Origin of the sequence: Streptomyces sp. P1-3, assembly GCF_050613155.1 — a bacterium.
GTDB lineage: Bacteria > Actinomycetota > Actinomycetes > Streptomycetales > Streptomycetaceae > Streptomyces.
This window is the reverse complement of the sequence record NZ_CP192512.1, coordinates 7,028,027-7,052,681: the sequence shown is the minus strand read 5'-3', so window position 1 is coordinate 7,052,681 and position 24,655 is coordinate 7,028,027. Positions and strand designations below refer to the sequence as shown.

26 protein-coding genes and 2 pseudogenes are annotated in these 24,655 nt (G+C 71.7%); 13 read left to right on the top strand and 15 right to left on the bottom strand.

The window, feature by feature from the left end; genetic code table 11:
* Positions 1-18 precede the first annotated feature (18 nt).
* From ACQUSR_RS30125 to ACQUSR_RS30115, 3 genes are all read right to left on the bottom strand, one after another.
* The gene (locus ACQUSR_RS30125; RefSeq protein ID WP_431045944.1) at positions 19-798 is read right to left on the bottom strand and encodes an ABC transporter ATP-binding protein; all 780 of its coding nucleotides are present in this window, start codon (positions 796-798) and stop codon (positions 19-21) included.
* A 212-nt stretch (positions 799-1,010) separates the two neighbouring features.
* Positions 1,011-1,712, bottom strand: coding sequence for a response regulator (locus tag ACQUSR_RS30120; RefSeq protein WP_431045942.1), 702 nt, complete (start codon positions 1,710-1,712; stop codon positions 1,011-1,013).
* A complete protein-coding gene (locus tag ACQUSR_RS30115; RefSeq protein WP_431045940.1) occupies positions 1,705-3,411 on the bottom strand; it encodes a sensor histidine kinase in 1,707 nt (568 codons plus the stop codon). Before ACQUSR_RS30115 ends, ACQUSR_RS30120 begins: the two co-directional genes overlap by 8 nt.
* A 153-nt stretch (positions 3,412-3,564) precedes the next feature.
* Here ACQUSR_RS30115 and ACQUSR_RS30110 point away from each other — a divergent pair, with 153 nt between their 5' ends.
* Positions 3,565-4,092, top strand: coding sequence for a peptidase inhibitor family I36 protein (locus ACQUSR_RS30110; protein WP_431045938.1), 528 nt, complete (start codon positions 3,565-3,567; stop codon positions 4,090-4,092).
* Positions 4,093-4,286: 194 nt separating this feature from the next.
* Positions 4,287-5,771, top strand: coding sequence for a hypothetical protein (locus tag ACQUSR_RS30105; protein ID WP_431045936.1), 1,485 nt, complete (start codon positions 4,287-4,289; stop codon positions 5,769-5,771).
* Between the two features lie 71 nt (positions 5,772-5,842).
* On the opposite strand, the gene ACQUSR_RS30100 is transcribed toward ACQUSR_RS30105, so the two are convergent.
* Complete coding sequence (locus ACQUSR_RS30100; RefSeq protein WP_431045934.1) at positions 5,843-7,372, bottom strand: DHA2 family efflux MFS transporter permease subunit; 1,530 nt, start codon at positions 7,370-7,372, stop codon at positions 5,843-5,845.
* 504 nt (positions 7,373-7,876) lie between these two features.
* Here ACQUSR_RS30100 and ACQUSR_RS30095 point away from each other — a divergent pair.
* Positions 7,877-8,212: pseudogene (locus ACQUSR_RS30095) on the top strand (transposase); the annotation flags it as partial.
* Positions 8,213-8,245: 33 nt separating this feature from the next.
* Here ACQUSR_RS30095 and ACQUSR_RS30090 read toward each other — a convergent pair.
* Positions 8,246-8,662 (bottom strand): hypothetical protein, encoded by a 417-nt coding sequence (locus ACQUSR_RS30090; RefSeq protein WP_431045932.1) that lies wholly within the window; start codon positions 8,660-8,662, stop codon positions 8,246-8,248.
* A 107-nt stretch (positions 8,663-8,769) separates the two neighbouring features.
* Here ACQUSR_RS30090 and ACQUSR_RS30085 point away from each other — a divergent pair.
* The 4 genes and pseudogenes from ACQUSR_RS30085 to ACQUSR_RS30070 form a co-directional block, all read left to right on the top strand.
* Positions 8,770-9,060: pseudogene (locus tag ACQUSR_RS30085) on the top strand (transposase family protein); the annotation flags it as partial.
* 146 nt (positions 9,061-9,206) lie between these two features.
* Positions 9,207-9,533, top strand: coding sequence for a PadR family transcriptional regulator (locus tag ACQUSR_RS30080; RefSeq protein ID WP_431045929.1), 327 nt, complete (start codon positions 9,207-9,209; stop codon positions 9,531-9,533).
* Entirely contained in the window at positions 9,530-9,886 is a 357-nt protein-coding gene (locus ACQUSR_RS30075) for a DUF1048 domain-containing protein (protein WP_431045927.1), read from the top strand. Before ACQUSR_RS30080 ends, ACQUSR_RS30075 begins: the two co-directional genes overlap by 4 nt.
* Position 9,887: 1 nt before the next feature.
* On the top strand, positions 9,888-10,217 hold the full coding sequence (locus ACQUSR_RS30070; protein WP_431045925.1) for a DUF1048 domain-containing protein: 330 nt from the start codon (positions 9,888-9,890) through the stop codon (positions 10,215-10,217).
* A gap of 226 nt (positions 10,218-10,443) precedes the next feature.
* Here ACQUSR_RS30070 and ACQUSR_RS30065 read toward each other — a convergent pair whose 3' ends face one another.
* Positions 10,444-11,451, bottom strand: a complete 1,008-nt coding sequence (locus tag ACQUSR_RS30065) for a hydroxyacid dehydrogenase (RefSeq protein ID WP_431047929.1) — start codon at positions 11,449-11,451, stop codon at positions 10,444-10,446.
* Positions 11,452-11,744: 293 nt separating this feature from the next.
* Between ACQUSR_RS30065 and ACQUSR_RS30060 the strand changes: the two genes are divergently transcribed.
* Positions 11,745-13,040 carry an MFS transporter gene (locus ACQUSR_RS30060; RefSeq protein ID WP_431045923.1) on the top strand — a complete coding sequence of 432 codons (1,296 nt, stop codon included), beginning with the start codon at positions 11,745-11,747 and terminating at the stop codon, positions 13,038-13,040.
* Positions 13,041-13,199: 159 nt separating this feature from the next.
* Positions 13,200-13,964 carry an alpha/beta fold hydrolase gene (locus tag ACQUSR_RS30055; protein WP_431045921.1) on the top strand — a complete coding sequence of 255 codons (765 nt, stop codon included), beginning with the start codon at positions 13,200-13,202 and terminating at the stop codon, positions 13,962-13,964.
* A 94-nt stretch (positions 13,965-14,058) separates the two neighbouring features.
* On the opposite strand, the gene ACQUSR_RS30050 is transcribed toward ACQUSR_RS30055, so the two are convergent.
* The 3 genes from ACQUSR_RS30050 to ACQUSR_RS30040 form a co-directional block, all read right to left on the bottom strand.
* A complete protein-coding gene (locus ACQUSR_RS30050; RefSeq protein ID WP_431045919.1) occupies positions 14,059-14,934 on the bottom strand; it encodes a TIGR03620 family F420-dependent LLM class oxidoreductase in 876 nt (291 codons plus the stop codon).
* A gap of 56 nt (positions 14,935-14,990) precedes the next feature.
* Positions 14,991-15,731 (bottom strand): nucleotidyltransferase family protein, encoded by a 741-nt coding sequence (locus ACQUSR_RS30045; protein WP_431045917.1) that lies wholly within the window; start codon positions 15,729-15,731, stop codon positions 14,991-14,993.
* A gap of 288 nt (positions 15,732-16,019) precedes the next feature.
* Entirely contained in the window at positions 16,020-16,892 is an 873-nt protein-coding gene (locus ACQUSR_RS30040) for an EamA family transporter (protein ID WP_431045915.1), read from the bottom strand.
* A 59-nt stretch (positions 16,893-16,951) separates the two neighbouring features.
* On the opposite strand from ACQUSR_RS30040, the gene ACQUSR_RS30035 reads away from it, so the two are divergent.
* Entirely contained in the window at positions 16,952-17,449 is a 498-nt protein-coding gene (locus ACQUSR_RS30035) for a MarR family winged helix-turn-helix transcriptional regulator (protein WP_431047927.1), read from the top strand.
* A gap of 36 nt (positions 17,450-17,485) precedes the next feature.
* Here the strand turns inward: ACQUSR_RS30035 and ACQUSR_RS30030 are convergent, their stop codons facing one another.
* Positions 17,486-18,922 (bottom strand): MFS transporter, encoded by a 1,437-nt coding sequence (locus ACQUSR_RS30030; protein ID WP_431045913.1) that lies wholly within the window; start codon positions 18,920-18,922, stop codon positions 17,486-17,488.
* 118 nt (positions 18,923-19,040) lie between these two features.
* Between ACQUSR_RS30030 and ACQUSR_RS30025 the strand changes: the two genes are divergently transcribed.
* Positions 19,041-19,511: a MarR family winged helix-turn-helix transcriptional regulator gene (locus ACQUSR_RS30025; RefSeq protein ID WP_431045911.1), complete on the top strand. Its 471-nt coding sequence runs from the start codon at positions 19,041-19,043 to the stop codon at positions 19,509-19,511.
* 138 nt (positions 19,512-19,649) lie between these two features.
* Here the strand turns inward: ACQUSR_RS30025 and ACQUSR_RS30020 are convergent, their stop codons facing one another.
* From ACQUSR_RS30020 to ACQUSR_RS30010, 3 genes are all read right to left on the bottom strand, one after another.
* Positions 19,650-19,976, bottom strand: a complete 327-nt coding sequence (locus ACQUSR_RS30020; protein WP_431040859.1) for a PepSY domain-containing protein — start codon at positions 19,974-19,976, stop codon at positions 19,650-19,652.
* A gap of 76 nt (positions 19,977-20,052) precedes the next feature.
* Positions 20,053-21,348 carry a sensor histidine kinase gene (locus ACQUSR_RS30015; RefSeq protein WP_431045909.1) on the bottom strand — a complete coding sequence of 432 codons (1,296 nt, stop codon included), beginning with the start codon at positions 21,346-21,348 and terminating at the stop codon, positions 20,053-20,055.
* 151 nt (positions 21,349-21,499) lie between these two features.
* On the bottom strand, positions 21,500-22,177 hold the full coding sequence (locus ACQUSR_RS30010; RefSeq protein WP_431047925.1) for a response regulator transcription factor: 678 nt from the start codon (positions 22,175-22,177) through the stop codon (positions 21,500-21,502).
* A gap of 344 nt (positions 22,178-22,521) precedes the next feature.
* On the opposite strand from ACQUSR_RS30010, the gene ACQUSR_RS30005 reads away from it, so the two are divergent.
* Positions 22,522-22,917, top strand: a complete 396-nt coding sequence (locus ACQUSR_RS30005; protein WP_431045907.1) for a dirigent protein — start codon at positions 22,522-22,524, stop codon at positions 22,915-22,917.
* 117 nt (positions 22,918-23,034) lie between these two features.
* On the opposite strand, the gene ACQUSR_RS30000 is transcribed toward ACQUSR_RS30005, so the two are convergent.
* Complete coding sequence (locus ACQUSR_RS30000) at positions 23,035-23,367, bottom strand: glyoxalase superfamily protein (protein WP_431045905.1); 333 nt, start codon at positions 23,365-23,367, stop codon at positions 23,035-23,037.
* Between the two features lie 111 nt (positions 23,368-23,478).
* Between ACQUSR_RS30000 and ACQUSR_RS29995 the strand changes: the two genes are divergently transcribed.
* Positions 23,479-24,039: a GNAT family N-acetyltransferase gene (locus ACQUSR_RS29995; protein ID WP_431045903.1), complete on the top strand. Its 561-nt coding sequence runs from the start codon at positions 23,479-23,481 to the stop codon at positions 24,037-24,039.
* 14 nt (positions 24,040-24,053) lie between these two features.
* On the opposite strand, the gene ACQUSR_RS29990 is transcribed toward ACQUSR_RS29995, so the two are convergent.
* Positions 24,054-24,569, bottom strand: coding sequence for a cupin domain-containing protein (locus tag ACQUSR_RS29990; protein WP_431045901.1), 516 nt, complete (start codon positions 24,567-24,569; stop codon positions 24,054-24,056).
* Between the last annotated feature and the right edge of the window lie 86 nt (positions 24,570-24,655).

The following is a 24,655-nucleotide window of genomic DNA, read 5'->3' as shown; positions in this document are numbered from 1 at the left end:
GGGCCCGGAAGGGGCGCGTCAGCTCGTCCGGCCCTTGGCGTCGAAGAGCCGCATGCGGTCGAGTACGTCCTCGGAGCTGGGGGCGGGCAGCTCGTCGATGAGGCGCCCGTCGGCGAGGAAGACCACCCGGTCCGCGTAGGAGGCGGCCACCGGATCGTGGGTGACCATCACGACGGTCTGCCCCAGCTCGCGCACGGACTCCCGCAGAAAGCCCAGGATCTCGGCGCCGGAGCGGGAGTCGAGGTTGCCGGTCGGCTCGTCCGCGAAGATGATCTCCGGTCGGCCGGCCAGCGCGCGGGCCACGGCGACCCGCTGCTGCTGGCCTCCGGAGAGCTGCGAGGGGCGGTGCTGGAGCCGCCCGCCGAGACCGACGGTGTTGACGACCAGGTCGAGCCACTTCTGATCGGGCTTGCGGCCGGCGATGTCCATGGGCAGCGTGATGTTCTCGATGGCGGTCAGCGTGGGCAGCAGGTTGAACGCCTGGAAGACGAAGCCGATCTTGTCCCGGCGGAGCTTGGTGAGGTGCCGGTCGTTCAGGCTGGACAGCTCGGTCTCACCGATCCGGGCGGATCCCGCGGAGATGGAGTCGAGGCCCGCCATGCAGTGCATCAGCGTCGACTTGCCCGAGCCGGACGGTCCCATGATCGCGGTGAACCGGCCGCGCCCGAACTCCACGGAGACCGAGTCGAGGGCGACCACGCGGGTCTCGCCCTCGCCGTAGACCTTGCTCAGCTCGGTCGCGCGGGCGGCGGCGACGGCGGGGACCTGGCGGGACGCGGGGGTGGCTGCTTGCTGCATGGGGACTCCTGGAAGGGGCGGTTCGACTCCCTTCCATCGTGGTCGCGGCCCACCCCCGGATCCGTCGCTCTCAGGGCGTGAATCCGCCGCCTGCCCATGGGCAGACCCGACCTACGGAGGTGCTACTTCCGGATTACCGGGACTCTGCCATGAGGTAGACCCTCCCCCTTAGGGGACTCTCTCCCCCGGCCGCCCACCCGCCGCTTCGCGGCTCAGCCCATCAGCCCCGCCTGGTGCGCCAGCAGGGCCGCCTGCACCCGGCTGCTCGACCCCGTCTTCTCCAGGATCGACCGGACGTGCGTCTTGACCGTCCCGACGCCGATGCCGAGCCGCTCGCCGATCTCCAGGTTCGACAGCCCCTCCCCCAGCATGGCCAGCACCTCGCGCTCCCGGCCCGTCAGCCCGGCCAGCCGCCGGTCCGGCGTGACGGGCTCGGCACCGGCCGCGCCGCCCCGCAGCATCCGCCGGATGACGGCTCCGGTGACCCCGGGCGAGAGGACCGCGTCCCCCGCGGCCGCGGCCCGTACCGCGCTGATCAGCTCCTGCGGACCCTCGTCCTTGAGCAGGAAGCCGATGGCGCCGGACTTCAGGGCCCGGACGACGTTCTCCTCGTCGCCGAAGGTGGTGAGCATGACGACCTGCGGGGCGGGGTCCGCGGCGAGCAGCCGCTCGATGGCCGCGAGCCCGTCGAGCACGGGCATACGGATGTCGAGGAGCACCACGTCCGGCCGGTGCTCGGCGGCGAGCCGGACGGCCTCGGCGCCGTTGACCGCCTCGGCCACCACCTCGATGCCGTCGGCGTGCCGGAGGATCAGCCGGACGCCGTGCCGGATCATCTCCTCGTCGTCGGCGAGCAGCACCCGGATCGCGGAACCCGCCCCGGGAACCCCTGCGGCGTGGGCCTGGTCAGTCATGCGTCCTGCCTCCACGGGGCGATTCGGTCACCATGGGGACCTTGAAACGGTCGATCGCGATCAAGCTGTCGGCGCGGAAACAGTAGCGGACGATCTCCAGCCGCCCGCCCTTGGCCTCGCCCCCCGCGTACGGGTAGATGCAGGTCGTGGCGGACCGGGGCCGCGGCGGCTCGCGCCCGGCGGCGGCCGCGCGCACCACGTCGTCGTCGTAGGCGACGGCGCCCTCCACCTGCTCCTTGGTCATCCCCAGCCGGGGCTTGGGCGGGGGCTGGTAGTCGGGCTCCCGCGCCTGGTCCAGCAGGACGAGCCCGAACAGCATCATCACGCCCACGCCCGCCATGCCGAGCAGCCCGGTGACGGCGCCGGCCAGGCGCCGCTGGACGGTGGAGAGCTCCCGGCCGGGCTCGACGGCCGCGACGCGGCCCGCCCCGTCCTCGTACGGCGCCGCGCCCGTCGCCTCGGGGCCGGTCCCGGGGTCCGCGGGGATGTCCGCCGCCACGGCGAACCCGCCGCCCGGTGTCGGGCCCGCCTCGAAGCCGCCGCCGAGCAGCGCCACCCGCTCGCGCAGGCCGGTCAGCCCGCGCCCGGAGCCGAGCCCCGTCGCGGCGGCGGGCGGTGCGGGCGGCACACCGTTGCGCACCCGGATCTCCACCCGGTCGCCGGTGTGGGTGACGGCGACGGTCACATGGGCCCCGGCCGCGTACCGGTGCACGTTGGTGAGCGACTCGCGCACCACCCGGTGCACCGCCCGCCGCACGCGGGCCGGCCGCGCGTCGAGATCGGCGCCCTGCCAGGAGAACTCGACGGGGATGCCGCCGGCGCGTGACTCCTCGACCAGCGCCCCGATGTCCGAGCGGGTGCCCGTCGCGTCGGTCAGCGCGTCGGTGCCGGTGTCCCGTCCCAGCGGGCCGAGGACCCCCAGCGCCTCGCGCAGCTCCTGCATCGCGTCGCGGGTGGCGCGGCGCACCAGCGCGGCCTCGTCGCGCAGTTCGGGCGACTCCTTCAGCAGCGCCATCTCCAGGCCGCCCGCGTGCAGCGAGATCAGGCTCAGCCGGTGGCCGACGAGGTCGTGCATCTCCGCGGCGATCCGCGACCGCTCGTGCATGCGCGACTCGCTGTCCGCGAGCCGGCGCGCCTCTTCGGCGGCGGCCGTACGCTCCCGCAGCGCCTGCAGCAGGCGGTCCTGCTGCCCCGCGGCCGTGCCGACGAGGCCGGGCACGATGACGGTGGTCGCGGCGAGCACCGCGCCGAGCGCGAGTCCGTACGACCTGCTGCCGAACCCCACCTCGGGCGCGAACCCGGTGCACGCCGACATCGCCAGCGCGACCCCGGCGAGCAGCAGCGCGGCGCGCCGGCGGGGCGCCTCGGTCTGCCGGGTCGCGCCGTACACGGCCACCGCGGTCAGCATCGCCACGGCGGGCATGAGTCCCATCAGCGCGGCCAGTCCGAGCGCGCTCGCCACCGGGAACCGGCGCCGCACCAGCACCAGCCCGACACCGGCGAGCGCCAGGACCATCGTGGGCCCGCCGTCGAGCGTGCTGCCGACCCCCGACACGGCCTGGTACGTGAGGGCCATGAGCAGTCCGGCGAGGATCCCCTCCCCCACGGCCCGCCACAGCCGCGGCCCCCGCTCGCCCGGACCGGCGAAGGGGCTCCGGGGTGGACGGTGCTTCGAATCTGGCGGAGGGCTGGGCGGCATATCGCCGATTATCGGTCACGCCCACGTGGCATCCCCTGCGCCTGGCGGCCGATCCCCCCTCTACCGAAAGGCAGACGTGACGGCACTGCGGCTGAACGAGTTGCTGAACGGCGCAGGACGTGACCTGGCCCACGGGTTTTCGTTGTTCCGGTCATGATCAAGAAGACCGCAACCGCGGCCTGGCTGGCCGCGGCCGCCCTCGTGGCGCCCCAGACGTCCGCGTCGGCAACCGAAGACGCGCCGGTCCGCGTGGCCCAGGGGCACGGCCTGGAGGCCTGCCCGGAAGAGTCCCTGTGCCTGTACGAGGACGCCGACTACAACGGCGAGCAGGACGCCCAGATCTGGATCATCACAGGCCAGGTGGACTCCCTGGCCCCGTACGGGGCGAACGACCTCGCCAGCTCCGCGTACATGAACACCTCCGACGAAACCGAGGCCTATCTGCGGGAGCACGCACAGGTCGACCACAACCCCTACATCCACATGCACGGCCAGGAGAAGCACTCCCAGCTGAACAACGTCTACATCCACGCCGAGCACGACGACTGGACCGGGGACTTCAACGACCGGGTCTCGTCCGTCGACTGGTTCGACTCCTCCACCGAGGGCGAGGGCTTCGGGCCGGACCTCCAGCCCTCGTTCAAGAGCCTGCTCAGCCCCGGTGACCTCGGCCCCCAGTGACCTTCTGCACCGCGCACTGAGCGGCCTGCCTCTTGCCGCCCGCCGGGAGCATGGCATGATCACGCAATCGACCGCTCTTGGGCAAACCGCCCACGAGCGGCCGTCTTTCGTGCCGATGACGTGTGACGCGGCCCCGAGACGCCCTTCCGGGGCGCCTTGCGGCCGTCCCCACCTCACGCCCCCGAGGATCCAACGTGCGCAAGATATCCAGAACCGCTTTACTGCCTGCGCTCAGTGCCATGGCACTGCTCGCTGTCGGGTGCTCGGCGACCGGGCCGTCCGAGTCGTCCGGTCCCGGCAAGCCCGCCGCGGCGCGGCCCTCGTCCGCCGATGACGCGGCCCCCGGCACCTCTGCCGACGGGCAGCTCGCCGTCGGCAAGGGCCCCGCGGCGTCGGCCACCCCGACCGCCGTCGCCCGCCCCACCGGTGGCGACCGCCCGGTCCAGAAGTCCTCGCTGAAGATCACCTCGTTCGACCGGAACAGCGGACGGGCCGTCATCTCCACGCCCGCGCCCCGGGCGAAGGGCTCCCCCAAGGCCGAGCCCAGCCAGACGCCCGCGTCCGGCACCGGAGCGGACGGCCACGACAGCCTCGCCGTGGGCGACGTCGTCGCCAGCGGGCCCGTGCCCGGTGCCCCCGACGGTGTACTCGCCAAGGTCACCGAGGTGCTCGGCACCACCAAGCGGGCGACCGAGGTCAAGACCGCCCCGGCCACCCTCAACTCGCTGCTGGGCGGCGCCAAGGCCGACGGCCAAGTGCCCGTCGACCCGGCCTCGGTGGCGGTCGAACCACTGGTCAAGGGCGTCAAGGTGTCCTGGTCGAAGGCCGGCGGCGTGCACTCCGGGCCGCAGGGCACGAAGGTTCCGCTGGGCAACCTCCGCCTCGACGTCGGTGCCGAGATCGCCACCGCCGAGGACGCCCCGGCGTCCGCCGCCGCGTCGGTCTCGGGCTTCGTCCAGCTGGCACCGGAGGTGGAGTTCTCGTACGACGGCGGGGGCGCCGGCCACTCCGGCTCGCCCGGCGGCGCCTACCTGGGCCTGTCCGGCGACTGGTCCTCGCAGTGGCGGCTCAAGGGCCAGGCGGCCGCCCGCACCCCGGACGGCAAGCCGCTGCGGATGCCGTTCGCCAAACTGCACGCCGACCCGGTCATCCAGGTCGGCCCGGTCCCGGTCGTGGTCAACCTCGACCTCACCGCCTACATCGAGGTGGACGCCGACGGCCGCGTCAGCGTCGACGTCAAGGAGGACGTCAAGGGCGACTTCCGGGTCGGCGGCAGCTACAGCCGGGCCAAGGGCTGGCACGCCGTCAACGAGTCCGACATCAAGGCGTCCCCGATCAAGGCCACGGTGGCCGCGAAGGGCGAGGTCAAGGCCACCCTCGGCGCCGAGGCCACCGTCGGCCTCTACGGCGTGACCGGCGTGACCGCCGAACTCGCGCCGTACCTGCGCGGCGACGCCGAGGCCAGCGCGACGGGATCCAGCGACGGGAACGGCTCGGCCGTGGGCCACTGGCTGGTCGCCGGCGGGGTCGACTTGTCCGGAGCGCTCCTGTTCCACCTGAAGATCTTCGGTACTCCGGTCTTCGAGAAGCGCATCCCGCTGGGCTCCCTGCACCGGGAGTGGAAGCTCGCGGAGGGCAACGGCTCTGTCCGTACCACTCCGGCCAAGCACGGCCGGTAGGCGCCGTTTCGGCAGGCAGCAGACAGGGGAAGGCCCGGGACCGCGAACGCGCGGTCCCGGGCCTTCCTGCGTCAGCCCATGTGGGCGGGGGCCGCGCCCTCGGTGTGCCGCTGCCTGCCGGCGTTGACGGCCAGCACGGTGACGGCCAGGCCGGCCAGGAACATGGCGCCCGCGGCGGCGAACGCCACCGTGTAGCCGTGGGTCAGCGCCTCACCCGCCCGCGCCACCAGGCCGAAGTCCTCCGTGGCCAGGCCCCGATAGAGGGCGGAGGCCGCCTTCGGGAGCTTGGCGTCCGACGCCGAGGTGGAGATCGTCGACAGCACCGCGAGGCCCAGTGCGCCGCCGATCTGCTGCGCGGTGTTCAGCAGCGCCGAGGCGATCCCCGTGTCCTCGTGCGCGACCCCGCTGACCGCGCCCAGCGTCATCGGCACGAAGCTCATGCCCAGGCCCAGGGCCGTGACGAACATGGCGGGCATCAGGTGCGCGGTGTACGAGGAGTCCGGCTCCAACGTGGCGAACCAGAACATGCCCGCGGCCGCGACCAGCAGGCCCGGCCCGGCGATGGCCCGGGGTGCGACGTGGGTGACCAGCTTGGAGCTGATGCCCGCCGCCGCGGCCATGCCGAAGCTGAACGGCAGGTAGGCGAAGCCGGTCCGCACCGGGCTGTAGCCGAGGATCAGCTGCATATAGAGCGTCAGGAAGTAGAAGGTGGCGAACATGCCGGAGCCGATGAGCAGCATGGTGGCGTAGCTGCCCCACCGGTTGCGGTCCTTGAACAGCCGCAGCGGCATCATCGGGTGCCCGGTGCGGGCCTGGACGACCAGGAAGGCGGCCAGCAGGACCGCGGCGGTGGCGAAGGAGGCCAGCGTCAGGCCGCCGGTCCAGCCGTGCTCGCCGCCGCGGGTGATGCCGTAGACCAGGGCGATCAGACCGCCGGTGCCGGTGATCGCGCCGGGGATGTCGAGGCGGCCGGGGTGGCGTTCGGCCTCCACGAGGGTCCTGGTCCCGGCCAGCACGGCCAGGCCGATCGGGATGTTGACGAACAAGACCCAGCGCCAGTCCAGGTAGTCGGTCAGGACGCCGCCCAGGAGCAGGCCGATGGTGGAGCCGAGACCCGCCATCGCGGCGTACACACCCATCGCCGTGTTGCGCGGTTTGCCCGCCGGGAACGTCGTGGCGATCAACGCCAGCGCACTGGGCGCGGCGAGCGCCGCGCCGACTCCCTGGAGCACGCGTGCGCCGATCAGCAGCGCCTCGTTCGGGGCCAGCCCGCCGAGCAGCGACGCCAGCGTGAACACCGCGATGCCGGCCTGGAACATCCGCCGGCGCCCGAACAGGTCGCCGGCCCGTCCGCCGAGCAGCAGCAGCCCGCCGAAGGCCAGCGCGTACGAGTTGACGATCCACGCCAGGCCCGAGTCGGACACGCCCAGGTCGGTCTGGATGCTGGGCAGGGCGATGTTCGTGATCGTGGCGTCCAGGACCACCATCAACTGGGCCGCGGCGATCACGACCAGGGCCAGGCCGAGATGACGCCCCCGGGGTGAATCCCCGGGGGCCGCCGGGCGCGCGGAAGCGACGGCGATTGTGCTGTCAGAAGACATGGAGGAACTCCGAAGAATGGCCGGGACGAATTCAACCGGCGAACGGCTTTCGCGAATTGAACGTAGCAGCCCAGGGACCCCGGGAAGCCGCCAAAAAGCGGGGGTTTTCCGGGGTGATGATCCTCACCCTTGACAGACCCATTCGGCTTGTGTGCACACGAGAAGAAGGACATCTCCCTGTGCCCACACTTTTTCCAGAAATGCAAGCGAAGAGCGCCCGGAAAGCCCTCTGCTAAGAGCTCGTAACACGAGCGGCCATCTGCCGGCAGGCGAGGACATGTTGTTGTCTCTCGCAGGTGTTGCACTCGGCGCGGGCAGGTCGCTGTTTGGCCAGTACCTCGTGTCGCGAGCGAGCGCCCGACAGCTTGAGTACAGGAATCAGCCGCGCACCGCGCGGAGCTCAAGGACGCGGTCCTGAGCGGGGCGCTACCTATCGTTATGCGTTCCGCCTTGCTGAGGCGGACCGAGGCGTGATGGCTGACGCGTCCGCGCTGCACAGGCCCCGAGATCGGCGACGACCGCAACCGGTTCGCGGGCGCCCGCGGTCTGAAGGCATACGCCGGCTCCTCGCGTGTCACCAGAGCTTCGGGCAAGAAGGCTGCGATCACCCGCCGTTGGGTGAAGAACGACCGCCTCAACCACGCCGGCTATCTATGGGCCTTCTCCGCGATCACCGCCTCACCTGGCGCCAAGACCCACTACCGACGCCGCCGCGAAGAGCACGGTGACTGGCACGCCGCCGCCCAGCGCAATCTCTTCAACCGCATGATCGGACAGCTCTACCACTGCCTGCAGCACGGCCGGCGCTTCGATGAGGCATCGCCTTCTCGTCCTCGTCTGCCAGGGTGGTGGCTGCATAGTTCGCCTCGTTGGCTACGCCGGAGGCCGCACCCACGGAGCGAAGCGCTGACCAGGGACTGCGTCATCCCGCCAGTACCTCAGAACGGTCTCATGCACTACCTCGAACCGCTCCGCGGCGATGAGGCATGGGACGGGCTCCTGACCGCCCGCGTCCGCTTCGAAGGCGACGAAAACCGGCGGTTCCTCACCCAGCTGACGAGCGACTCGCATCCGCTCCTCGCTCGTCGGCACGCGGAAGACCGGGTCGTGAAACATCGCCGGGCAGCTGACGAAGACCGGATCGCCGAAGACCAACTCCAGGCCGTGGCAGTAGGTGAGGTCATGTCCGGCCGCCAGACGGAACTGACCGGCGTTCCAGGTGATGACGTCCCAGTCCCACCAGGACCCCTCGGGGAGCTGGATGCCAACGTGCTGGCGTTCCCTGTCCACCCTCAGCCCCTCGCCGTTCGAACAGATCGACAGGCTACACAGGGACTCAGCACTCCGAACTTGACTTCTTACACGCCTGAGGTGTCTGGACAGCCCCGTTCACCGGGCTGAGCCCGCGCTGCTTCCGCAAGCTGATCACTGCGTTACGCCGCGAAGGCGCGGATCCGGTTCGCAAGGCCGTCCATGGAGCCTGCCGCTGGGAGGGCCGTGTGCTGCTGGTGACCGCCTACTGGCGAACGAACTTGACGCTGCGACAGCTGGCCCTTTTGTTCGGCGGCCGACCGGTGCCAGGCAACCGCAATGACTGCAAGGCGTGGGCGCTGTCCGGCGCCAAGGATGCCGTCGGCCGGGCCACGGCCATCGCAGACGGCGGCTACCGGGGCACCGGCCTCACGATCACCGGGTGACCAGGAAACGAGCAGCCTGGCATGCACGTCAGAGGTCATTTACGGAACAGCGTTCAGGCACCCGGTCCACTACTCTGTGATACCGTGTAGCAGTACTTGGTACTACGTAGTACCAGGAGGACCGAAGAGGACCCGCGATGGACGATCTGACGGAGATGCTGAAGGGCACGCTTGAGGGCTGCGTGCTTCAAATCATCGGCAGCGAGGAGACCTACGGGTACGCCATCACGCGTCGGCTGAACGAACTTGGCTTCACCGACGTCGTCGAGGGGACGATCTACACCATCTTGCTGCGACTGGAGCGGAACGGGCTCGTCCAGGTGACGAAACGACCATCCGGACTGGGGCCACCGCGCAAGTTCTTCGCGCTCAACGACGCAGGGCGCGAAGAACTCGCGACGTTCTGGGCGAAATGGGAGTACCTCTCATCACGAATCGACAGGCTCAAGGAGGGCGGGCGATGAACTTCTGGGAGACCATTACGGGCAGCGACCTCACGAGGGAGTGGAAGGCGTTCGAAACCCGGGCCGAGGCTTTGCCGGCCGACTACCGGGCGGCGTGGGAGCAGATCAAGTACTACGTCTCCCCCAGCTCGGGCTTCACGGGCCGCAACCTGATGCCGATTTTTGACGGCGTCCTGGGGCTGCTCGAGGAATCAGCGGCGGACGGGCAGAGCGTTCACGAGGTGCTCGGCGACGACATCGCCGGCTTCTGCGCGGCGCTGACCGGCGGAGAAGGGGCTCGGAGCCATCGCGACCGGTGGCGCGAGCAGTTGAACAGGAACGTCGCAAAGAAACTGGGCCGGCTGGGAGGCTGATGTGGGCATCCAAGACATCATCCAGGGCAAGAAGCAGTGGCGGGCGCATCTGGCGCGGGTGCAGGCGCTGCCGCCGGACTACCAGATCGTCTACAAGGAGATGCAGAGGTACTTCTTCAAGGTCGGGCCGGTCGACTTGCCTGACGGGCCTCTGCTCTCGGGGATCGTCGATTTCTTCGAGGAGGGCGTGGCGGCCGGCAGGGGAGTCCTGGAACTCATCGGCAACGACGTCGCCGCCTTCTGCGACGACCTGATCAAGGACTCGCGCACCAACGCGGACATCTATCAGGAGTCCATCAGCGGGGAGCCCCGTCCGTCGCAGATCAGGTGATGTTCACTGCCCGTCTTGCGCCGGTCGACCGGCGACGGACCAGTGATGCCGCCCGCCGCGCAGCCCTTGACGACGAGGCGCGGGTGGCGGTCGAGCAGCGGAGCCAGTCGAGGTAGGCACGGTTGTGGGCTGGCAGCCCGTGGCCGGGGCCGTGCGGGGCGGCGGTGCGCCAGCGGGACCGGACGTTCGTACGGCGGGGCCGGAGGCGGCGGCCCGGCGGCGGCCGTTACGCGGTGCGCTCCAGTTCCGCGGGGTCGATGCGGTGGGCGAGCTCCCGGCCGGTCAGCAGCCGCTCCAGTTCCTCGGTCACGGTGCGGCCGAGCCGCGCCAGCTCGTTGCCCTGAGAACCCGCGACGTGCGGGGTGACGAAGGCGTTCGGCAGGTCGAAGAGCGGTGAGTCGACAGGCAGCGGCTCGGGGTCGGTGACGTCCAGGATGGCGCTGATCCGTCCGCCCCGCAGTTCCTCGACGAGCGCCGCGTGGTCGACGAGCGATCCGCGCGCGGTGTTGAGGAGCACCGATCCGTCGGGCATCAGCGCGAGTTCGCGGCGGCCGATGAGGTGGTGGGTCTCCGGGGTCTGCGGGGCGTGCACGGTGACGATGTCGCTGGTGCGCAGGAGGTCGTCAAGGGGCAGCAGGGGCACGCCGAGCGCCGCGGCGGCGGCCTCGTCGACGTGCGGGTCGGCGAGGCCGACCCGCAGGTCGAAGGGGCGCAGCAGTTCGATGAGGCGGCGGCCGATGCGGGAGGCGCCGATGACGCCGACCCGGCGGCCGAAGTTGCCGACGCCGGGGACGATCTCGCCGAACGGGAAGGCCCGCTGCGCGCGGTAGCGGTCGCGCTGCGCGAAGAGGTCCTTGCCCGCGAGCAGCACCATGGCAAGCGTGTACTCGGCTACGGGCAGCGCGTTGGCCGAGGCCGCCGACGACACCGCGATGCCGCGCTCCCAGACGGCGGGGGTGGTGAAGCCCTTGACCGAGCCCGCCGCGTGCAGCACGGCCCGCAGCTCGGGTGCCGCGTCCAGCACGGTCTCCTCCAGCCGGGGGCAGCCCCAACCGGTGATCAGGACCTCGGCGCGGGCCAGCGCCTCGCGGACCCTGGGGCGGGCGAAGTCGTCGGCGACCAGCTCCGGGTCGATCTCGACAGACCGCCGGACCCGGTCCAGGACCTCGGGAGGGAAGAGCCGCGGCACGTTCTCGGGCGTCATGGCGAACAGCGCGCGCGGACGCCCGGGCAGGTCAGGCACGTCGGACAAGGCAGCGGCCCTCCGGCTCGGCGACTGGGCATAGCAACCGGTCTCTACCGTAGATATCACCGGCGGAGACTTTCCATGCGCGGAGCGCGGCCCCGCAGGGGCGGTCTTCGCGCCGGTGGGGCCGCACTGTCCGGTCGGCGTCTGCGCGCCGGTCGGACCCGCGGGGTCGGCGAGCGCCACCGCGCGCCCGGTGACCGGCCCTCGGGGCGCTCGTTGAGCGCGGTGTGGATGATCGCACGGACACCATCCGGCGCCCCCCGGCGCACCAACCCTCCATGATCCGGCTGGCGACCGCCTCGCTCGCGGGCACCGCCATCGAGTTCTACGACTTCTTCGTCTACGGCACCGCCGCGGCACTGGTCCTCGGCCCGCTGTTCTTCCCGAGCTTCTCCCCGCTCGCCGGCACCCTCGCCGCCTTCGGCACCTTCGGCATCGGCTTCCTGGCACGACCGCTCGGCTCGATGCTGTTCGGGCACATCGGCGACCGCCACGGGCGGCGGCCGGTCCTCATCGCCTCGCTGCTGCTGACGGGCGTGGCGACCGTCGCCGTCGGCTGTGTGCCCACATACGCATCGATCGGGATCGCCGCCCCCGTGCTGCTGCTCGTGCTGCGCTTCCTCCAAGGGCTCGGCGTGGGCGGCGAGTGGGGCGGCGCGGTGCTGATCACCGCTGAGCACGCGCCCGAGCGGCGCCGCGTGCTGTGGACCAGCTTTCCGCAGTTCGGTCCGGCGGTCGGTTTCCTGCTCGCCAACGGTGTGGTCCTGGCCCTGTCCGCGTCGCTCAGCGATGCCCAGTTCCGCTCCTGGGGCTGGCGGGTGCCGTTCTGGGCGGCGGGGGTGCTGGCGCTGGGCGGGGTGCTGCTGCGTCACGCCCTGGCCGAGAGCCCGCGGTTCGAGGAGCTGGCCGCCGAGGGCGGCCGCGCCCGGCTGCCCCTGGCCGAGGTGGCACGCGACCACTGGCGGACCGTGCTGCTGACGGCGGGCGCGCTCACGGCCGGCTACGCGGTCTTCTACACGGTGAGCACCTGGTCCCTGGCGTACGCGACCGAGGAACTCGGCGTCAGCAGGACGGTGGTGCTGGCCTGCATCATGGCGGCCGTGGCGGTCAAGGCCGCCTTCACACCCATCGCGGCGCTGTTCGGCGACCGGTTCGGGCGGAAGCCCATGTGCCTGCTGGGCTGTGCGGCTTCCGCGCTGTGGGCCTATCCGCTGATCGCGCTGCTGCACACGGGCGAGCCGCTGCTGATGTTCCTCGGCTTCCTGGGCGCGGGCCTGGCGTTCACCTCCACGTTCGCCGTCGTCGCGGCGTATCTCCCGGAACTCTTCGAGCCACGGGTGCGCTGCACCGGGGCCGCGGTCGGCTACAACCTGAGCGGTGTCTTCGGCGGCGCCCTGACGCCCCTGGTGGCGACGGTCGTGACGAGCGGCGGCGGGCCGCCCTGGGGCGTCGCGGCGTATCTCGCCGGTGTCGCGCTCCTGAGCCTGGGCTGCTTCGCGCTGCTGCCGGAGACCCGCCCCGCCCCGGCTGCCGCGCCTTCGGCGGACTCCGTGGCGGACTGCCCCGCCGCCTGACCCGCCGTGCCCGGAAAGGTCGGGTCACCCGGCGTGTACTGCGTTCTCAGTAGGGCGACGCGTGGCGCGTTGACCCGGCCTCCCGGAAGGAACGAGACTCGGTCGTCCGTGGCCTCCGCCACGTGCACCGGGTGACCACCTCGGACCGGAGGGGACGCTGTGACAGGGCAGGTTGTTCCGCACGACGTGCAGGGAAGCGGTTCCGAACGGGTCCTGCTCCTCCACAACTGGTTCGGCGACCGGTCCAGCTTCGACCCGATGCGCCGGTATCTGAACGGGGACGCGTTCACGTACGCCTTCCTCGACTGCCGCGGGTACGGCGAGGCGATCGACGCCGAGGGCGCCTTCACCATGGAGGAGGTCGCCGAGGACGCCCTCGCCGTGGCCGACCGTCTCGGCTGGGAGTCCTTCTCGGTCCTCGGTCACTCCATGGGCGGCAAGGCGGCCCAGTTGATGCTGCTGGACGCCCCGTCACGCGTCCGCTCGATCGTCGGCGTCTCGCCGGTGCCCGCGTCCGGCTTCCCGCTCGAGGGGGAGACCTGGGAGCTGTTCGCCGGAGCCGCGGAGAGTCCCGGCAACCGCAGAGCGATCATCGACAACACCACCGGTGGGCGGTACGACGACGCCTGGCTGGACGCCATGGTGAGCCGCTCTGTGGAGCGTTCGTCACCGGCGGCGTTCCGCGCGTATCTGGACTCGTGGTCGCGTACCGACTTCCACGAGCGTGTGCGGGGCAACCCGGTCCCGGTACTCCTCGTCGCCGGTGCCCACGACCCGGCGCTGGGGCCGGAGGCCATGCACGCGACCTGGCTGCGGTGGTACCCGAACGCCGAGCTCGCGGTGCTCGATGAGGCGGGCCACTACGCGCCGGAGGAGACCCCCGAGGCCCTCGCGGCGGCTGTCGAGCGGTTCCTCGGCCGCTGAGCGCCGGGCGCCGCGGCGCCGCCGAGCCACCGGTTCGGCCATTCCGGCGCGGCATGACGCGGAACCATGACGGCCGACACCACACCCCGCCCCCCTAGCCGCCGGGCAGCACGGCACGGAGTTCACGCCACGCACCGCGCGGGAACGCGTCCGGATCCTCGCCGAGGACCTGCAGCGCGACGTGGTCGGCGCCTGCCTCGAGGTGTTCGGTGACCCGGGCCGCGATCGTCTCGGGTTCGCCCCACACCACCAGCTCGTCGACGAGCCGGTCGCTGCCGCCCCCCGCCACGTCGTCCTCCGTGAAACCGGCGGCGAGCCAGGTGTCGACGTAGTTGGGCAGCGACAGATACGGGCTGATCGCAGCCCGGGCGGTCGCACGGGCCGCCTGGGCATCGGCCCGGCCGGCGTGGAGGACGACCGTCTGGATCGGCGCCAGCAGCGGCCCCTCACCCAGCAGTTCACGCGCCCGGGCCGTGTGGGAGGAGCCGACCAGATAGGGCTGGACCCCGGCGGCTCGTGCGGCGGCGAGCCGCGTCATACGGGGCCGGTGCGCGCCCACGAACCGCGCGGCCGGCGGCAGTGGCCGGGGGGCCGCGTCCAGCTCGTCCAAGTAGGAGCACATCGTCGAGTAGGGGCGGTCGTAACGCTCCGAGAACGGGGCGTGGGCGACGGCCAGGCCCAGCAGCGCGCGGGCGCGGTCCCGCTCCGGAAGACCGCCGTACGCGGCGGCCAGCCGATCCGCCGTCAGCCACCAGATGTTCACGCACGAGGGGGCGACCACGACCCGGCCGGTCGCCGCGAGGAGTTCGGCGGTCGTGACGAGGTCACCGCCCGGGTTCCCGCCGGGACGGCCGCCGAGCCACAGCGTGCCGTAGCCCAGCTCCTCCAGCTCGGCGGCCGCGTCCCGCGCCTCGCCGCGATCCCCGTGCGTGAACGCGACACTCCAGATACCGACGGCTCCCAGACGCATGGGCGCTCCTCCCGCGATGCGATCGGCCGGCGAGTCGACTCTCGCTCATGTTGACGTCATGCCGTCCGGGCGGACCGGGGCTTGGCGAGTTCCCGTTCAAGTTCTGCCAGATCCTGGGGGGTGTTGACGGCCCGCCACGGAGCGTCGACCGGGTATCCCATGAGCTGGCGGGTCCTGATCAGGTGGGCGAGAGTGCTCTGGACGTGGTCGCCTTCGTCGGGAAGCAGGTCGACCGCCTCGGGGGCGAGGAGGTATATCCCGGCGTTCACCCGGGGACGCGGGGACCCCGCCGATGCCAGCGACGTCACCCGGCCCCGCTCATCGCACTCCACGCCGGCGCGCGGCGCCCCCGCGCGGGCCAGGGCCACGGTCGCCAGCGCGGCGTGCCGTTCGTGGTGCGCACACATGTCGGAGAGGGAGAAGCTGGTCCAGATGTCCCCGTAGGCGGCGAGCCAGGGTTCGTCGGGGTACGGCAGCACCCTGGCGGCCCGCTTGAGTCCCCCGCCGCGCCCTAACGGCCGCTCCTCGACCACCACTTCGGCGCGCAGCGGCAACTCCCGCGACCCGAGGTAGTCGCTGATCACCGTCGCCAGGTACCCCGCCGAGACGATGACCCGCTCCACCCCGGACTCGGCGAACCAGTCGATCTGATGCCGCAGGATCGGCGTGCCCCGCACCTCGACCATCGCCTTCGGCCGATCACACGTCAACGGTCGAAGTCGCCGCCCGTAGCCGCCCGCCAGCACCACCCCCTGGCGAACGGCCGACCGCCCCGGCTCCCCTGAGTCACGACGCATCCGCTCAGCGTATCCGACGTCCGCGGCGCCGGAGCAGGAGCAGTCCTCCGGCCAGGGCGGTGACGCCGGTGGCGGCCAGGTCACCGTCGCCCTTCCCGCCCTGGGGGCGAGGCGAGGAGGACGGTCCGGCGGACGCGCCGGAGGCGGTGGTGGGGCAGGGGCCGGGGCCGATGGCGGTGCCGTCGCCTCACATCCCGGGGTGCGCGAAGGCCCCGCCGGCCGCCGATGCCGGGGCCGCCGCGCCGACCGTGACGGCACCGGCGGCGCCCGCGGCCGCACCGGCGATCTTCAGGTCGGCCGCGGCCGCCGGTCGCCTCGTGCGGCGGGGCGCCCGAGGAGGATGCCGGTCAGGACCAGGAGGAGGCCGCAGACCTGCTGGGCCGTGAGCGCCTCCCCCGCGATCGCGGTGCCCAGGAGCACGCCGGTCACCGGGTTGAGCAGCCCGACCAGGCCGACGGTCGCCGCGGGCAGGTGGCGCAAGCCCGCGAACCAGGCGACGAAGGCCAGCGCCGTGGCCACGACCGTGATGTAGCCGAATCCGGCGAGGGACGGACCGTCGAGAGCCGGCGGAGATCCCTCCACGACGGCGGCGAGGGGCAGCAGCAGAAGGCCGCCTGCCATGAGCTGCCAGGAGGTGGCGGCGAGTACGTCGACTTCGGAGCCCCAGCGCTTGGCGAGGATGTAGCCGAGGGACGACATCGCCATGGCGGCGACGGAGGCGAGCACGCCGAGGGCGTCGATCGACACGGTCGAGGTGAGCAGCATGAGGCAGACTCCGCCGGCACCGACGCCGGCACCGGCGAGGTGTGCCGGGCGCGGCCGTTCGGCGATCAGTGCCCACGCGATGAGGGTCATGGCCAGTGGCGAGGTCGCCATGACGGTCGAGGCCACACTCGTCGGGAGCCGCTGCGCGGCGACGTAGACCAGCGCGAAGAACCCGCCCATGTTGAGGAAGCCGAGGACCGGCGACTTCCACCACCAGGATCCGCTCGGCAGCCTCCGGCATATGGCCAGGAGCAGGACGCCGGCGGGCAGTGCCCTGATCGCCGCTCCGTACAGCGGGTGACCGGCGGGCAGGAACTCATGGGTGACGAAGTAGTTCGTGCCCCATGCCATGGGCGCGAGTGCGGTGATCAGCGACCACCGAGAGTTACCTTCCATGGAAGGGAATATAGCTTCCATGGAAGGTATGCGGGTACGCTGGTGCTGTGCAGCAGCCCATGGACCACGTCGCCCGCATCCAAGCCGAGTGGGCCCGCGAACGAGCAGACCTCGATGTGAGCCCCCAGGCGGTGATCGGGCGACTGCACCGTCTCGGCAGGCTTCTGACGGAGCGCCTCTGCCTCGTCTACCGGCGATACGGTCTGAGCGAGGGCGAGTTCGACGTCCTGGCCGCGCTGCGGCGTGCGGGCGATCCGTTCGAGCGGGCGCCCGGCGAGTTGGCGGCGCACACCATGGTGACGACCGGCGCGATGACCAAGCGGATCGACCGGCTCGAACGCGACGGCCTCGTCACTCGCCGCCGATCCGCCGCCGACGGCCGAGGACGGGTGGTGGCGCTCACCCAGGCGGGTCGGGAACTGTTCGACCAGGCCTTCACCGACCACATGCGCAATGAGCGCCATCTCCTCGACGCCCTGACACCGCAAGAGGCCGCGCAGTTGGAGGCGCTCCTGACGGCCTGGCTGGCCCGCGTCGAGCCGCCACCGGGCACATGACGGCCACGGGTTGCGGTTACGGCCCCGGGTCGCGGTTCAGGCGTCCCTCGCGGCGGCGGTGGCGGTGCGCGGGAGGGCCGGGCAGAGGGCGGCGCAGAGCACGAACGCCGTGATCACCCAGGGCATCGCCGCCGACAGCGCGTCCGTCAGGCCGCCCGCCGCGTGCTCGAAGAACACCGCGCCGATCACCGCGGCACCGAGAGCGCCGCCGAACTGCTGGGCCGTGGAGAAGATTCCCGAGGCGCCGCCCGCGATGTCGGCCGGGACGGCGGACAGGACGACGTTCACCAGCGGGACGACCAGGAAGCCGAGGCCCGCGCCCGCGACGACCAGCCCGGGGACCAGCGGCCAGGCGCCGGTGCGGGTGGCGTCGGCATGGGCCACCGCGTGCCACACCCAGGCGAAGCCGCCGGCCATCATCAGCGAGCCCGCGACGAGCACCAGTCGGCCGGCCTTGACCGCGAGAGCGTCCGCGGCCGGGGCGGTGAGGAAGCCGCCGACCGAGAAGGCGACCGTGACCAGGCCCGCCCGCATCGGGGTGTAGCCCTCGCCGTCCTGCAGCCAGATCGCGAAGACCAGGAAGAAGCCCTGCATGCCGATCGCGAACAGCGTCTGTACGGCCACGCCCACGGAGAAGGCGGGGAGGCGGAAGGCCCGCGCGGGCAGCAGCGGTACGGTCCCGCCCCGTCGGCGCGCCTCGAACAGCGCCAGTCCGACGACCACCAGAACACCGGCGGCGAGGCAGATCCAGCCCCACAGCGGCCAGCCGTTGGAGCGCCCCTGCACCAGTGGCAGGACGATGGCGATCAGACCGGTCGCCAGCACCAGGCTGCCCAGGATGTCGGGGCGGCCCGCCGAGCGCTCCCTGGTCGCCGGGACCAGGACCGCCCCGGCGACGAACGTCACGGCGGCCACCGGCACGTTCACCAGGAACACCGCGCGCCAGCCCCAGCCGAACAGGTCGGCGTCGGTGAGGAGACCGCCGAGCAGCAGCCCGACGGCGGAGGCGAAGCCCGCGACGGCTCCGTACATCCCGAAGGCGGCGCCGCGCTCCTTGCCCTGGAACAACGTGCGGAACGAGCCGAGGACCTGCGGCATCAGTATCGCGGCCATGACGCCCTGGAACGCGCGTGCCGCGATCAGCTGCCCCGGGCTCTGCGCGATTCCGCACGCGAGGCTGGCGATGCCGAACCCGGCGGTGCCTGCCAGGAAGAGCGTCTTGCGTCCGCACCGGTCGCCGAGGTGCCCGGAGACGACGAGGGTCGCGGCGAAGCCCAGCAGGTAGGCGGAGACGGTCCACTGGAGGGCGCTTTCGGAGGCGTGCAGGTCGCGCCCGATGGACGGGATCGCCACGTTGACGATCGTCACGTCGAGGAGGTCCATCAGCGCGGCGACCATCATGACGGCGGCTGCCGCCCAGCGGTGCGGGTGGAGCGCCGCGGGGGGTGCGGCGGCGGTGGATGTCGCGGTCATCTCGGCTCCCGTGGGTCCCTCAACTTATTTCGTTCGGTCGAACGAAATGCTTGCATGACAGCAAGGCCGTCCGCAAGTCCTTCGTTCGACCGAACGAAATATTTGCTAGGGTTCCGCCATGAGCAGGGACGACAGCACACGACGGGCCGAGGCGATCGCAGCCCTGACCGCCGCGGGCCGGGACTCCAGCGCGGCGTCCGTCGCGTTCCACACGGCGGTCGCGGCCAAGCAGGGCCTCGGCCCCACCGAGACCAAGACCCTCGACCTCCTCGAGCGCCATGGCGCCCTGACCGCGAAGGACCTCGCCGAGCTCTCGGGGCTGGCGCCCGCGTCGGTGACCGGGCTGGTGGACCGGCTGGAGAACAAGGGCTACGTCCGCAGAGTGAAGCACCCGACGGACAAGCGCCGGGTGCTCGTCGAGTCCCGCCCGGAGAAGCTGGCAGAGCTGGCTCCGCTCTTCGACGACTGGGCGCGCGAAGTCACGGAACTGTACGAGGAGTTCACCACCGAGGAACTGGAGGTCGTCACCCGCTTCCTGACAGGCGCGAACGCGCGCCAGCGGGAAGCGACGAAGCGGCTCCGCCCGTGACGGAGTTCGCGGCCGCTCAGGCCACACCGACGGCCACCGGCACGGAGCGGGTCGGGTCAGGTCAGGTCAGGCCGGGCCATGGCGCGGGCACGCGTCCCCCTCCCCTCGGGTCGATGAAGGGGGATGAGGCCGAGGCGGTCAGTCGTCGCCTTCGTCTTCCGGGCCGTGGTCGGGCTGGCTGCCGACGACCTTGAAGCCCTCGTCGAGGTGGACGTCGACCCGGCTGCCGTCGGGGAGGGTCACCTCGACTTCGTAGAAGGCGTCCTCGTCGCCGACCTCGGAGTCGGTGACCCGGCCGCCGCCGGTGTGGTCGAGTGCCGCGGCGCTCGCCTTCTCCAGGGCGCGCCCGGTGATCGGCGGCTCGGAGTCGTCCCCGCCGCTGCTCGCCAGGCCGATTCCCGTTCCGCCGCCGATCAGGGCGGCGGTGGCCACCGCGCCGACGATCCACTTCTTCTTGCGGTTCATCACGGGGCTCCTCTCCTGCTCACCCCATTCCCGTGCACCCCCATCGTGCGCCGCACATGCTGAACAGAGGCTGAACTCACGCGCCCTCTGCGGAGGGGAGAACCACCTCGATGCGCGCCCCGCCCAGCCCGCTGTCGGCGATCGCGACCGTGCCGCCGTGCGCGCGGACGAGTTCGGCGACGATCGCGAGACCGAGACCGGTCCCTCCGTGGTCGCGGGCCCGGGCGTCGTCGAGTCGTACGAACCGCTCGAAGACCCGCTCACGCTCGGCCTCCGGGATGCCGTCACCGTCGTCCTCGACGGTGAGGACCACGCTCCCGGCCCGTTCGGAGAGGGTGAAGGCCACCTGCCGGCGGGCGTATCGGGCGGCGTTGTCCGCGAGATTGCGCAGCATGCGCCGCAGCCCCGTGGCGTCGCCGCGGACGCGCCCGGCCGAGACGGCGGCGGTGTCGATCCGCAGACCGGTCACCGCTCGCAGCCGGCCCGCCTCCTCGAAGACCAGATCGTCGAGATCGACCGGGCGGCGCTGGAGCGCCAGGGTCTCCTCGCCGGCCCGGGCCAGCAGGAGCAGGTCGTCGACCAGGTACTGCATACGGAGCCCCTCAGCCAGCACCGTCTCGGCCAGGCCGGTGACGGGGATGCGTTCGGGGTGGGCGAGGGCGACCTCGGCGTGCTGCCGGATGGTGGCGACGGGCGAGCGCAGCTCGTGGGAGGCGTCGGAGACGAAGCGCCGCTGACTGGCCTGGGCGCGCTCCAGGCGGCCCAGCATGCGGTTCATCGTCGCCGCCAGGCGGGCGATCTCGTCGGTTCCGGGCGGCTCGGGGACCCTGCGGTGCAGCTCGGCGGCGGAGATCTCGTCGACCCGGGTGCGGATCGCCTCCACCGGAGCCAGCGCCCGCCCCACCGCCTTCCAGGTCGTGAAACCGACCAGCAGCAACAGCACCGGCAGACCGATCAGCAGCAGCCTGATGACGGTCTGCGTCGAATCGGAGACGTCCGCGAGCGCGCGGGCGGCGACCACGGTGCGCGCGCCCTCCGGGGTGTCGGCGGCCGCGGCCACGGCGATGAACCGGTCGTCGTCGACCGGCGTCGCGATCTGCGCCGACTGCCCCGGCCGCAGTGTCGCCAACGCGGGGCTGCCGCGGACGTTGGGGCTGGACGCCACGACCCGGCCGTCCGCGTCGAGGATCTGGACCACCTCCTCGTCCTCTTCGGCGACCGCCAGGGTCGGCTCCCGCCCCGCTTCGAGCTGCGCGGCCACCTCGGCGGCCCGGGCCCTGGCCGCCGAACGCACCTGGTCGGTGAGCGTGCCGCGCAGTCCGGTCACCAGCGTCAGGGCCCCGGCGACCAGCGCGACGGCCACCACGAGCACCGCCGCGACGGTCGACCGGACGCGGACGGTGCCGGACAGGGCGCGCCAGCTTGTGCGGCTTGGGTTCGTACGGCGCGGGTCCGTCCGGCGTGGGTTCGTCCGGGGTGGGCGGGTACGGCGCGGGTCCCTCCGGCCCGGGTCCGCCGGCCTGTCAGCCGCCATCAGCGGCCAGCCGGTATCCGGAGCCCCGCAGGGTCTCGATGGCCGCCCGCCCGAAGGGGCGGTCGAGCTTGTTGCGCAGACGCCGCACGTAGACCTCGACGATGTTCGGGTCGCCCTCGAAGTCGTAGTCCCAGACGTGATCGAGGATGTCCTGCTTGGAGACGGCCTCGCCCCGGTGGCGCAGCAGGAACTCCAGGAGCGAGAGCTCCCGGGCGGTCAGCTCCACCTCGTTCGGGCCCCGCCACACCCGCTTGGCCGCCGGGTCGAGTCGCAGGTCCCCCGCTGCCAGCACCGTGGGCCGCGCGGGGGCGCCCCGGCGCAGCAGGGCCCGCAGCCGGGCGATCAGGACCGCGTAGGAGAAAGGCTTGGTCAGATAGTCGTCCGCACCGGTGTCCAGGCCCTCGACCTCGTCCCACTCGCCCTCTTTCGCGGTGAGCATGAGGATCGGGGTCCAGATGCCCTGCTCCCGCAGGGCGGCGCAGACCCGGTAGCCGTTGAGCCCGGGCAGCATGATGTCGAGGACGATCGCGTCGTAAGGGTTCTCCTGGCCCATCCACAGGCCGTCGGTGCCGTTGAGGGCCACGTCCACGGCGAAGCCCTCGGCCTCCAGCCCGTGGCGCAGCCCTTCGGCGAGCCGCTCCTCGTCCTCGATCACCAGGAGACGCATCGTCACCGCCGTCGTCGCTTCTCGCGGTCATCCGGAAGGCTTCACCAGGTTGAGTAACCGTCAATACGTGAGGCGATTGCACCATTCACGGAGAGGTACCCGAACGGCCGAGTCCAGCGGCGCACTTCCTCTTGCCGCATTACCGTGAAAACCGGCATTCACTTTCTCGCTGGGAGCAGGAGAGCATCATGAGAACAGGCAAGCGGCGGATACGGTATGCCGTTGTGGCCACGGGAGCCGCCGTTCTGGCGTCGCTGACGGTCAGTGGCGTCAGCCCTCCCGGGGACGGCCGAGGCGACACCGGGGCCCGGACGCCGGCACCCCGTACTGCCAACGTTTCCGCGGTGAACACGTCCCATGTCATCCACGTGGAGGCCAATCTCCTGGTCGGCGAAGAGCTGGACCTGGGGGCACCGGGCCGTAGTGTCGGCGACCAGTTCGTCTTCAGCGGCAACCTGCTTTCGACGGCGAAACCGGCGGGTCGCGTCGTCGGCCGCTTCGGCGGGTTCTGTGTCATCACCGCCCTGGAACGCAACTCCGGGCAGTGTTCGACAACCGCGGTGTTCTCGGGAGGGCAGATCACCGTGCAGGGCGAGCAGACGGGAATTCCGACGCCGAGTCCGGTCACCAACGCGATCACCGGAGGCACCGGGAAGTTCCGTGACGCGGGCGGCGAGATGAAGCTGAGGCTCCTGACCCCGGCGACCTGGGATCTCACGTTCCATGTGACCGGCCACTGACCGGACCACCAGGAGCCCGCCGCGTCCTCACCACCCGATTGCCCCGGACCGTGGTCGGTCCGGGGCAATCGGTATGGCTGCCGGGAAAACCCGAAACGGGCGCGAACCCGGCGGTGTTCATTCTGTGGGCGTGGCCACCCGTAGCCGGTTTCCGTAAGGGTCGCGCAGTTCGATCTCGCGTGCCCAGGGCGCGTCCGCTGCCCGGACTCCGAACTCGGCCGCGATGGCGTCGACATCGCGGACACGGAGGTACACCAGCGTATCGGGACGGGCGTCGTCCTTGTGCTCTGACAAGAACAGCCTCACCCGGCCACGGGCGACCTCGACGAAAGCGGGGAGCCCCGCTTCGAAGCGATGCTCCCATTGCTGGGTGAAGCCCAGGCGGCCGTACCACGCGACCGCCGCGGCGGCGTCCTCGACATGAAGAATGGGAATGACTTCCTCGTCCATGGGGGCCATCGTCCCAGACGACCCCGTCGACTCCGGCGCACAGGCCCGGTATTCGGGGCCCGTGAGAAGATCACTTCGCAGTGTGCCGGGTCTCGACCGTGGAGGACGACGATGTACGCGATATCCCTGGGCGACGACGGCGCGGAGCTGCGCCCGCTCGAGCCGTGGCGGGCCGAGGAGTTCCTGGCCCACATCGACCGGGGACGGGAGTTCGTCGGGCAGCACATCTTGCTCGCGGACGTCGTCACGGACGCGGAGTCGAGTCGGGCGTTCCTCCAGGCGTACGCGGAGAAGGCCGCGGCCGACACCGGGCGGATCCACGGCATCTGGCTGGACGGCAAACTGGTCGGCGGAGTCCTCTTCCGGACGATGGACGTCGCGCAGGGCACCGCCGAGGCGGGCTGCTGGCTGGAGCCGTCGGCGGCGGGCAGGGGCCTGGTGACCCGGGCCGTGCGGGTGATCATCGACTGGGCCGTCGAGGAGCGGGGCATCCACCGCGTGGAGTGGCGGGTCTCGGCGGCGAACGAGGCCAGCATCGCCGTGGCCCGGCGGCTGGGGATGACGAGGGACGCCGTGCTGCGGGAGAGCTTCCTGTACCGGGGGAAGCGGCGTGACATCGAGGTCTGGTCGGTGCTCGCCCCCCAGTGGCGGGCGAGCACGCGCGCGTCCTGACCCTGCGGCGGGCCTCAGCCCGTCCTCGTCCTGCCGGCCCGTGCCGACTGCCAGTCGGCGGCGTCGAGGAAGTGCACGTCGTAGCGGTCCTGCTCGGGCAGGAGGCTGTCGAAGGAGTCCTGACCGTGCTGGATGCGGCCCAGGGCACGGAAGTATCCGAACCGTTCGATGCCGGGAGTCAGGACCGCGATCAGATCGGCGTCGCCGCCATGAGCGGCGCCGAAGGCGTGCGGCATCCCGGGCGGCACGACGACCAGCCCTCCCCGGCCCACGGTCGCCATGCCACCGTCCAGGAAGAAGTCCACCGCCCCGTCGAGCACGTAGAACATCTCCGACGACAGCGCGTGGTAGTGCGGTCTGGCGCCGTCGGCGCCCCCTTTGAGGACCAGGCGGTTGGCGCCCAGGGCTCCGCCGGTCGCGCCGGCGTCGGCCAGCAGTCGGAACCCTCCACCATGCGGCAGAGGTACGCTCTCGGCCTCCTCGGCCCGCACGATCAACGCGTCCGCGGTGCGTCCGGCGTTCGCCGTCATCTCTTCGGCTCCCCTTCTTCTCGGATCCTGTGATCGGATTCCATTCGAACCCAGGAAGAAGCGCCGTACCAGAAGCGGTTGACACC

Excerpts from the sequence above, each read along its gene's own strand:
- ACQUSR_RS30050 (WP_431045919.1), bottom strand. The coding sequence starts at position 14,934 with ATGCGTCTGGGAGCCGTCGGTATCTGGAGTGTCGCGTTCACGCACGGG.
- ACQUSR_RS30030 (WP_431045913.1), bottom strand. The coding sequence starts at position 18,922 with ATGACCGCGACATCCACCGCCGCCGCACCCCCCGCGGCGCTCCACCCG.
- ACQUSR_RS30035 (WP_431047927.1), top strand. The coding sequence starts at position 16,952 with ATGGACCACGTCGCCCGCATCCAAGCCGAGTGGGCCCGCGAACGAGCA.
- ACQUSR_RS29990 (WP_431045901.1), bottom strand. The coding sequence starts at position 24,569 with ATGACGGCGAACGCCGGACGCACCGCGGACGCGTTGATCGTGCGGGCC.
- ACQUSR_RS30115 (WP_431045940.1), bottom strand. The coding sequence starts at position 3,411 with ATGCCGCCCAGCCCTCCGCCAGATTCGAAGCACCGTCCACCCCGGAGC.
- ACQUSR_RS30025 (WP_431045911.1), top strand. The coding sequence starts at position 19,041 with ATGAGCAGGGACGACAGCACACGACGGGCCGAGGCGATCGCAGCCCTG.
- ACQUSR_RS30075 (WP_431045927.1), top strand. The coding sequence starts at position 9,530 with ATGAACTTCTGGGAGACCATTACGGGCAGCGACCTCACGAGGGAGTGG.
- ACQUSR_RS30080 (WP_431045929.1), top strand. The coding sequence starts at position 9,207 with ATGGACGATCTGACGGAGATGCTGAAGGGCACGCTTGAGGGCTGCGTG.
- ACQUSR_RS30100 (WP_431045934.1), bottom strand. The coding sequence starts at position 7,372 with ATGTCTTCTGACAGCACAATCGCCGTCGCTTCCGCGCGCCCGGCGGCC.
- ACQUSR_RS30045 (WP_431045917.1), bottom strand. The coding sequence starts at position 15,731 with ATGCGTCGTGACTCAGGGGAGCCGGGGCGGTCGGCCGTTCGCCAGGGG.
- ACQUSR_RS30010 (WP_431047925.1), bottom strand. The coding sequence starts at position 22,177 with ATGCGTCTCCTGGTGATCGAGGACGAGGAGCGGCTCGCCGAAGGGCTG.
- ACQUSR_RS30000 (WP_431045905.1), bottom strand. The coding sequence starts at position 23,367 with ATGGACGAGGAAGTCATTCCCATTCTTCATGTCGAGGACGCCGCCGCG.
- ACQUSR_RS30120 (WP_431045942.1), bottom strand. The coding sequence starts at position 1,712 with ATGACTGACCAGGCCCACGCCGCAGGGGTTCCCGGGGCGGGTTCCGCG.
- ACQUSR_RS30060 (WP_431045923.1), top strand. The coding sequence starts at position 11,745 with ATGATCCGGCTGGCGACCGCCTCGCTCGCGGGCACCGCCATCGAGTTC.
- ACQUSR_RS30110 (WP_431045938.1), top strand. The coding sequence starts at position 3,565 with ATGATCAAGAAGACCGCAACCGCGGCCTGGCTGGCCGCGGCCGCCCTC.
- ACQUSR_RS30020 (WP_431040859.1), bottom strand. The coding sequence starts at position 19,976 with ATGAACCGCAAGAAGAAGTGGATCGTCGGCGCGGTGGCCACCGCCGCC.
- ACQUSR_RS29995 (WP_431045903.1), top strand. The coding sequence starts at position 23,479 with ATGTACGCGATATCCCTGGGCGACGACGGCGCGGAGCTGCGCCCGCTC.
- ACQUSR_RS30125 (WP_431045944.1), bottom strand. The coding sequence starts at position 798 with ATGCAGCAAGCAGCCACCCCCGCGTCCCGCCAGGTCCCCGCCGTCGCC.
- ACQUSR_RS30040 (WP_431045915.1), bottom strand. The coding sequence starts at position 16,892 with ATGGAAGGTAACTCTCGGTGGTCGCTGATCACCGCACTCGCGCCCATG.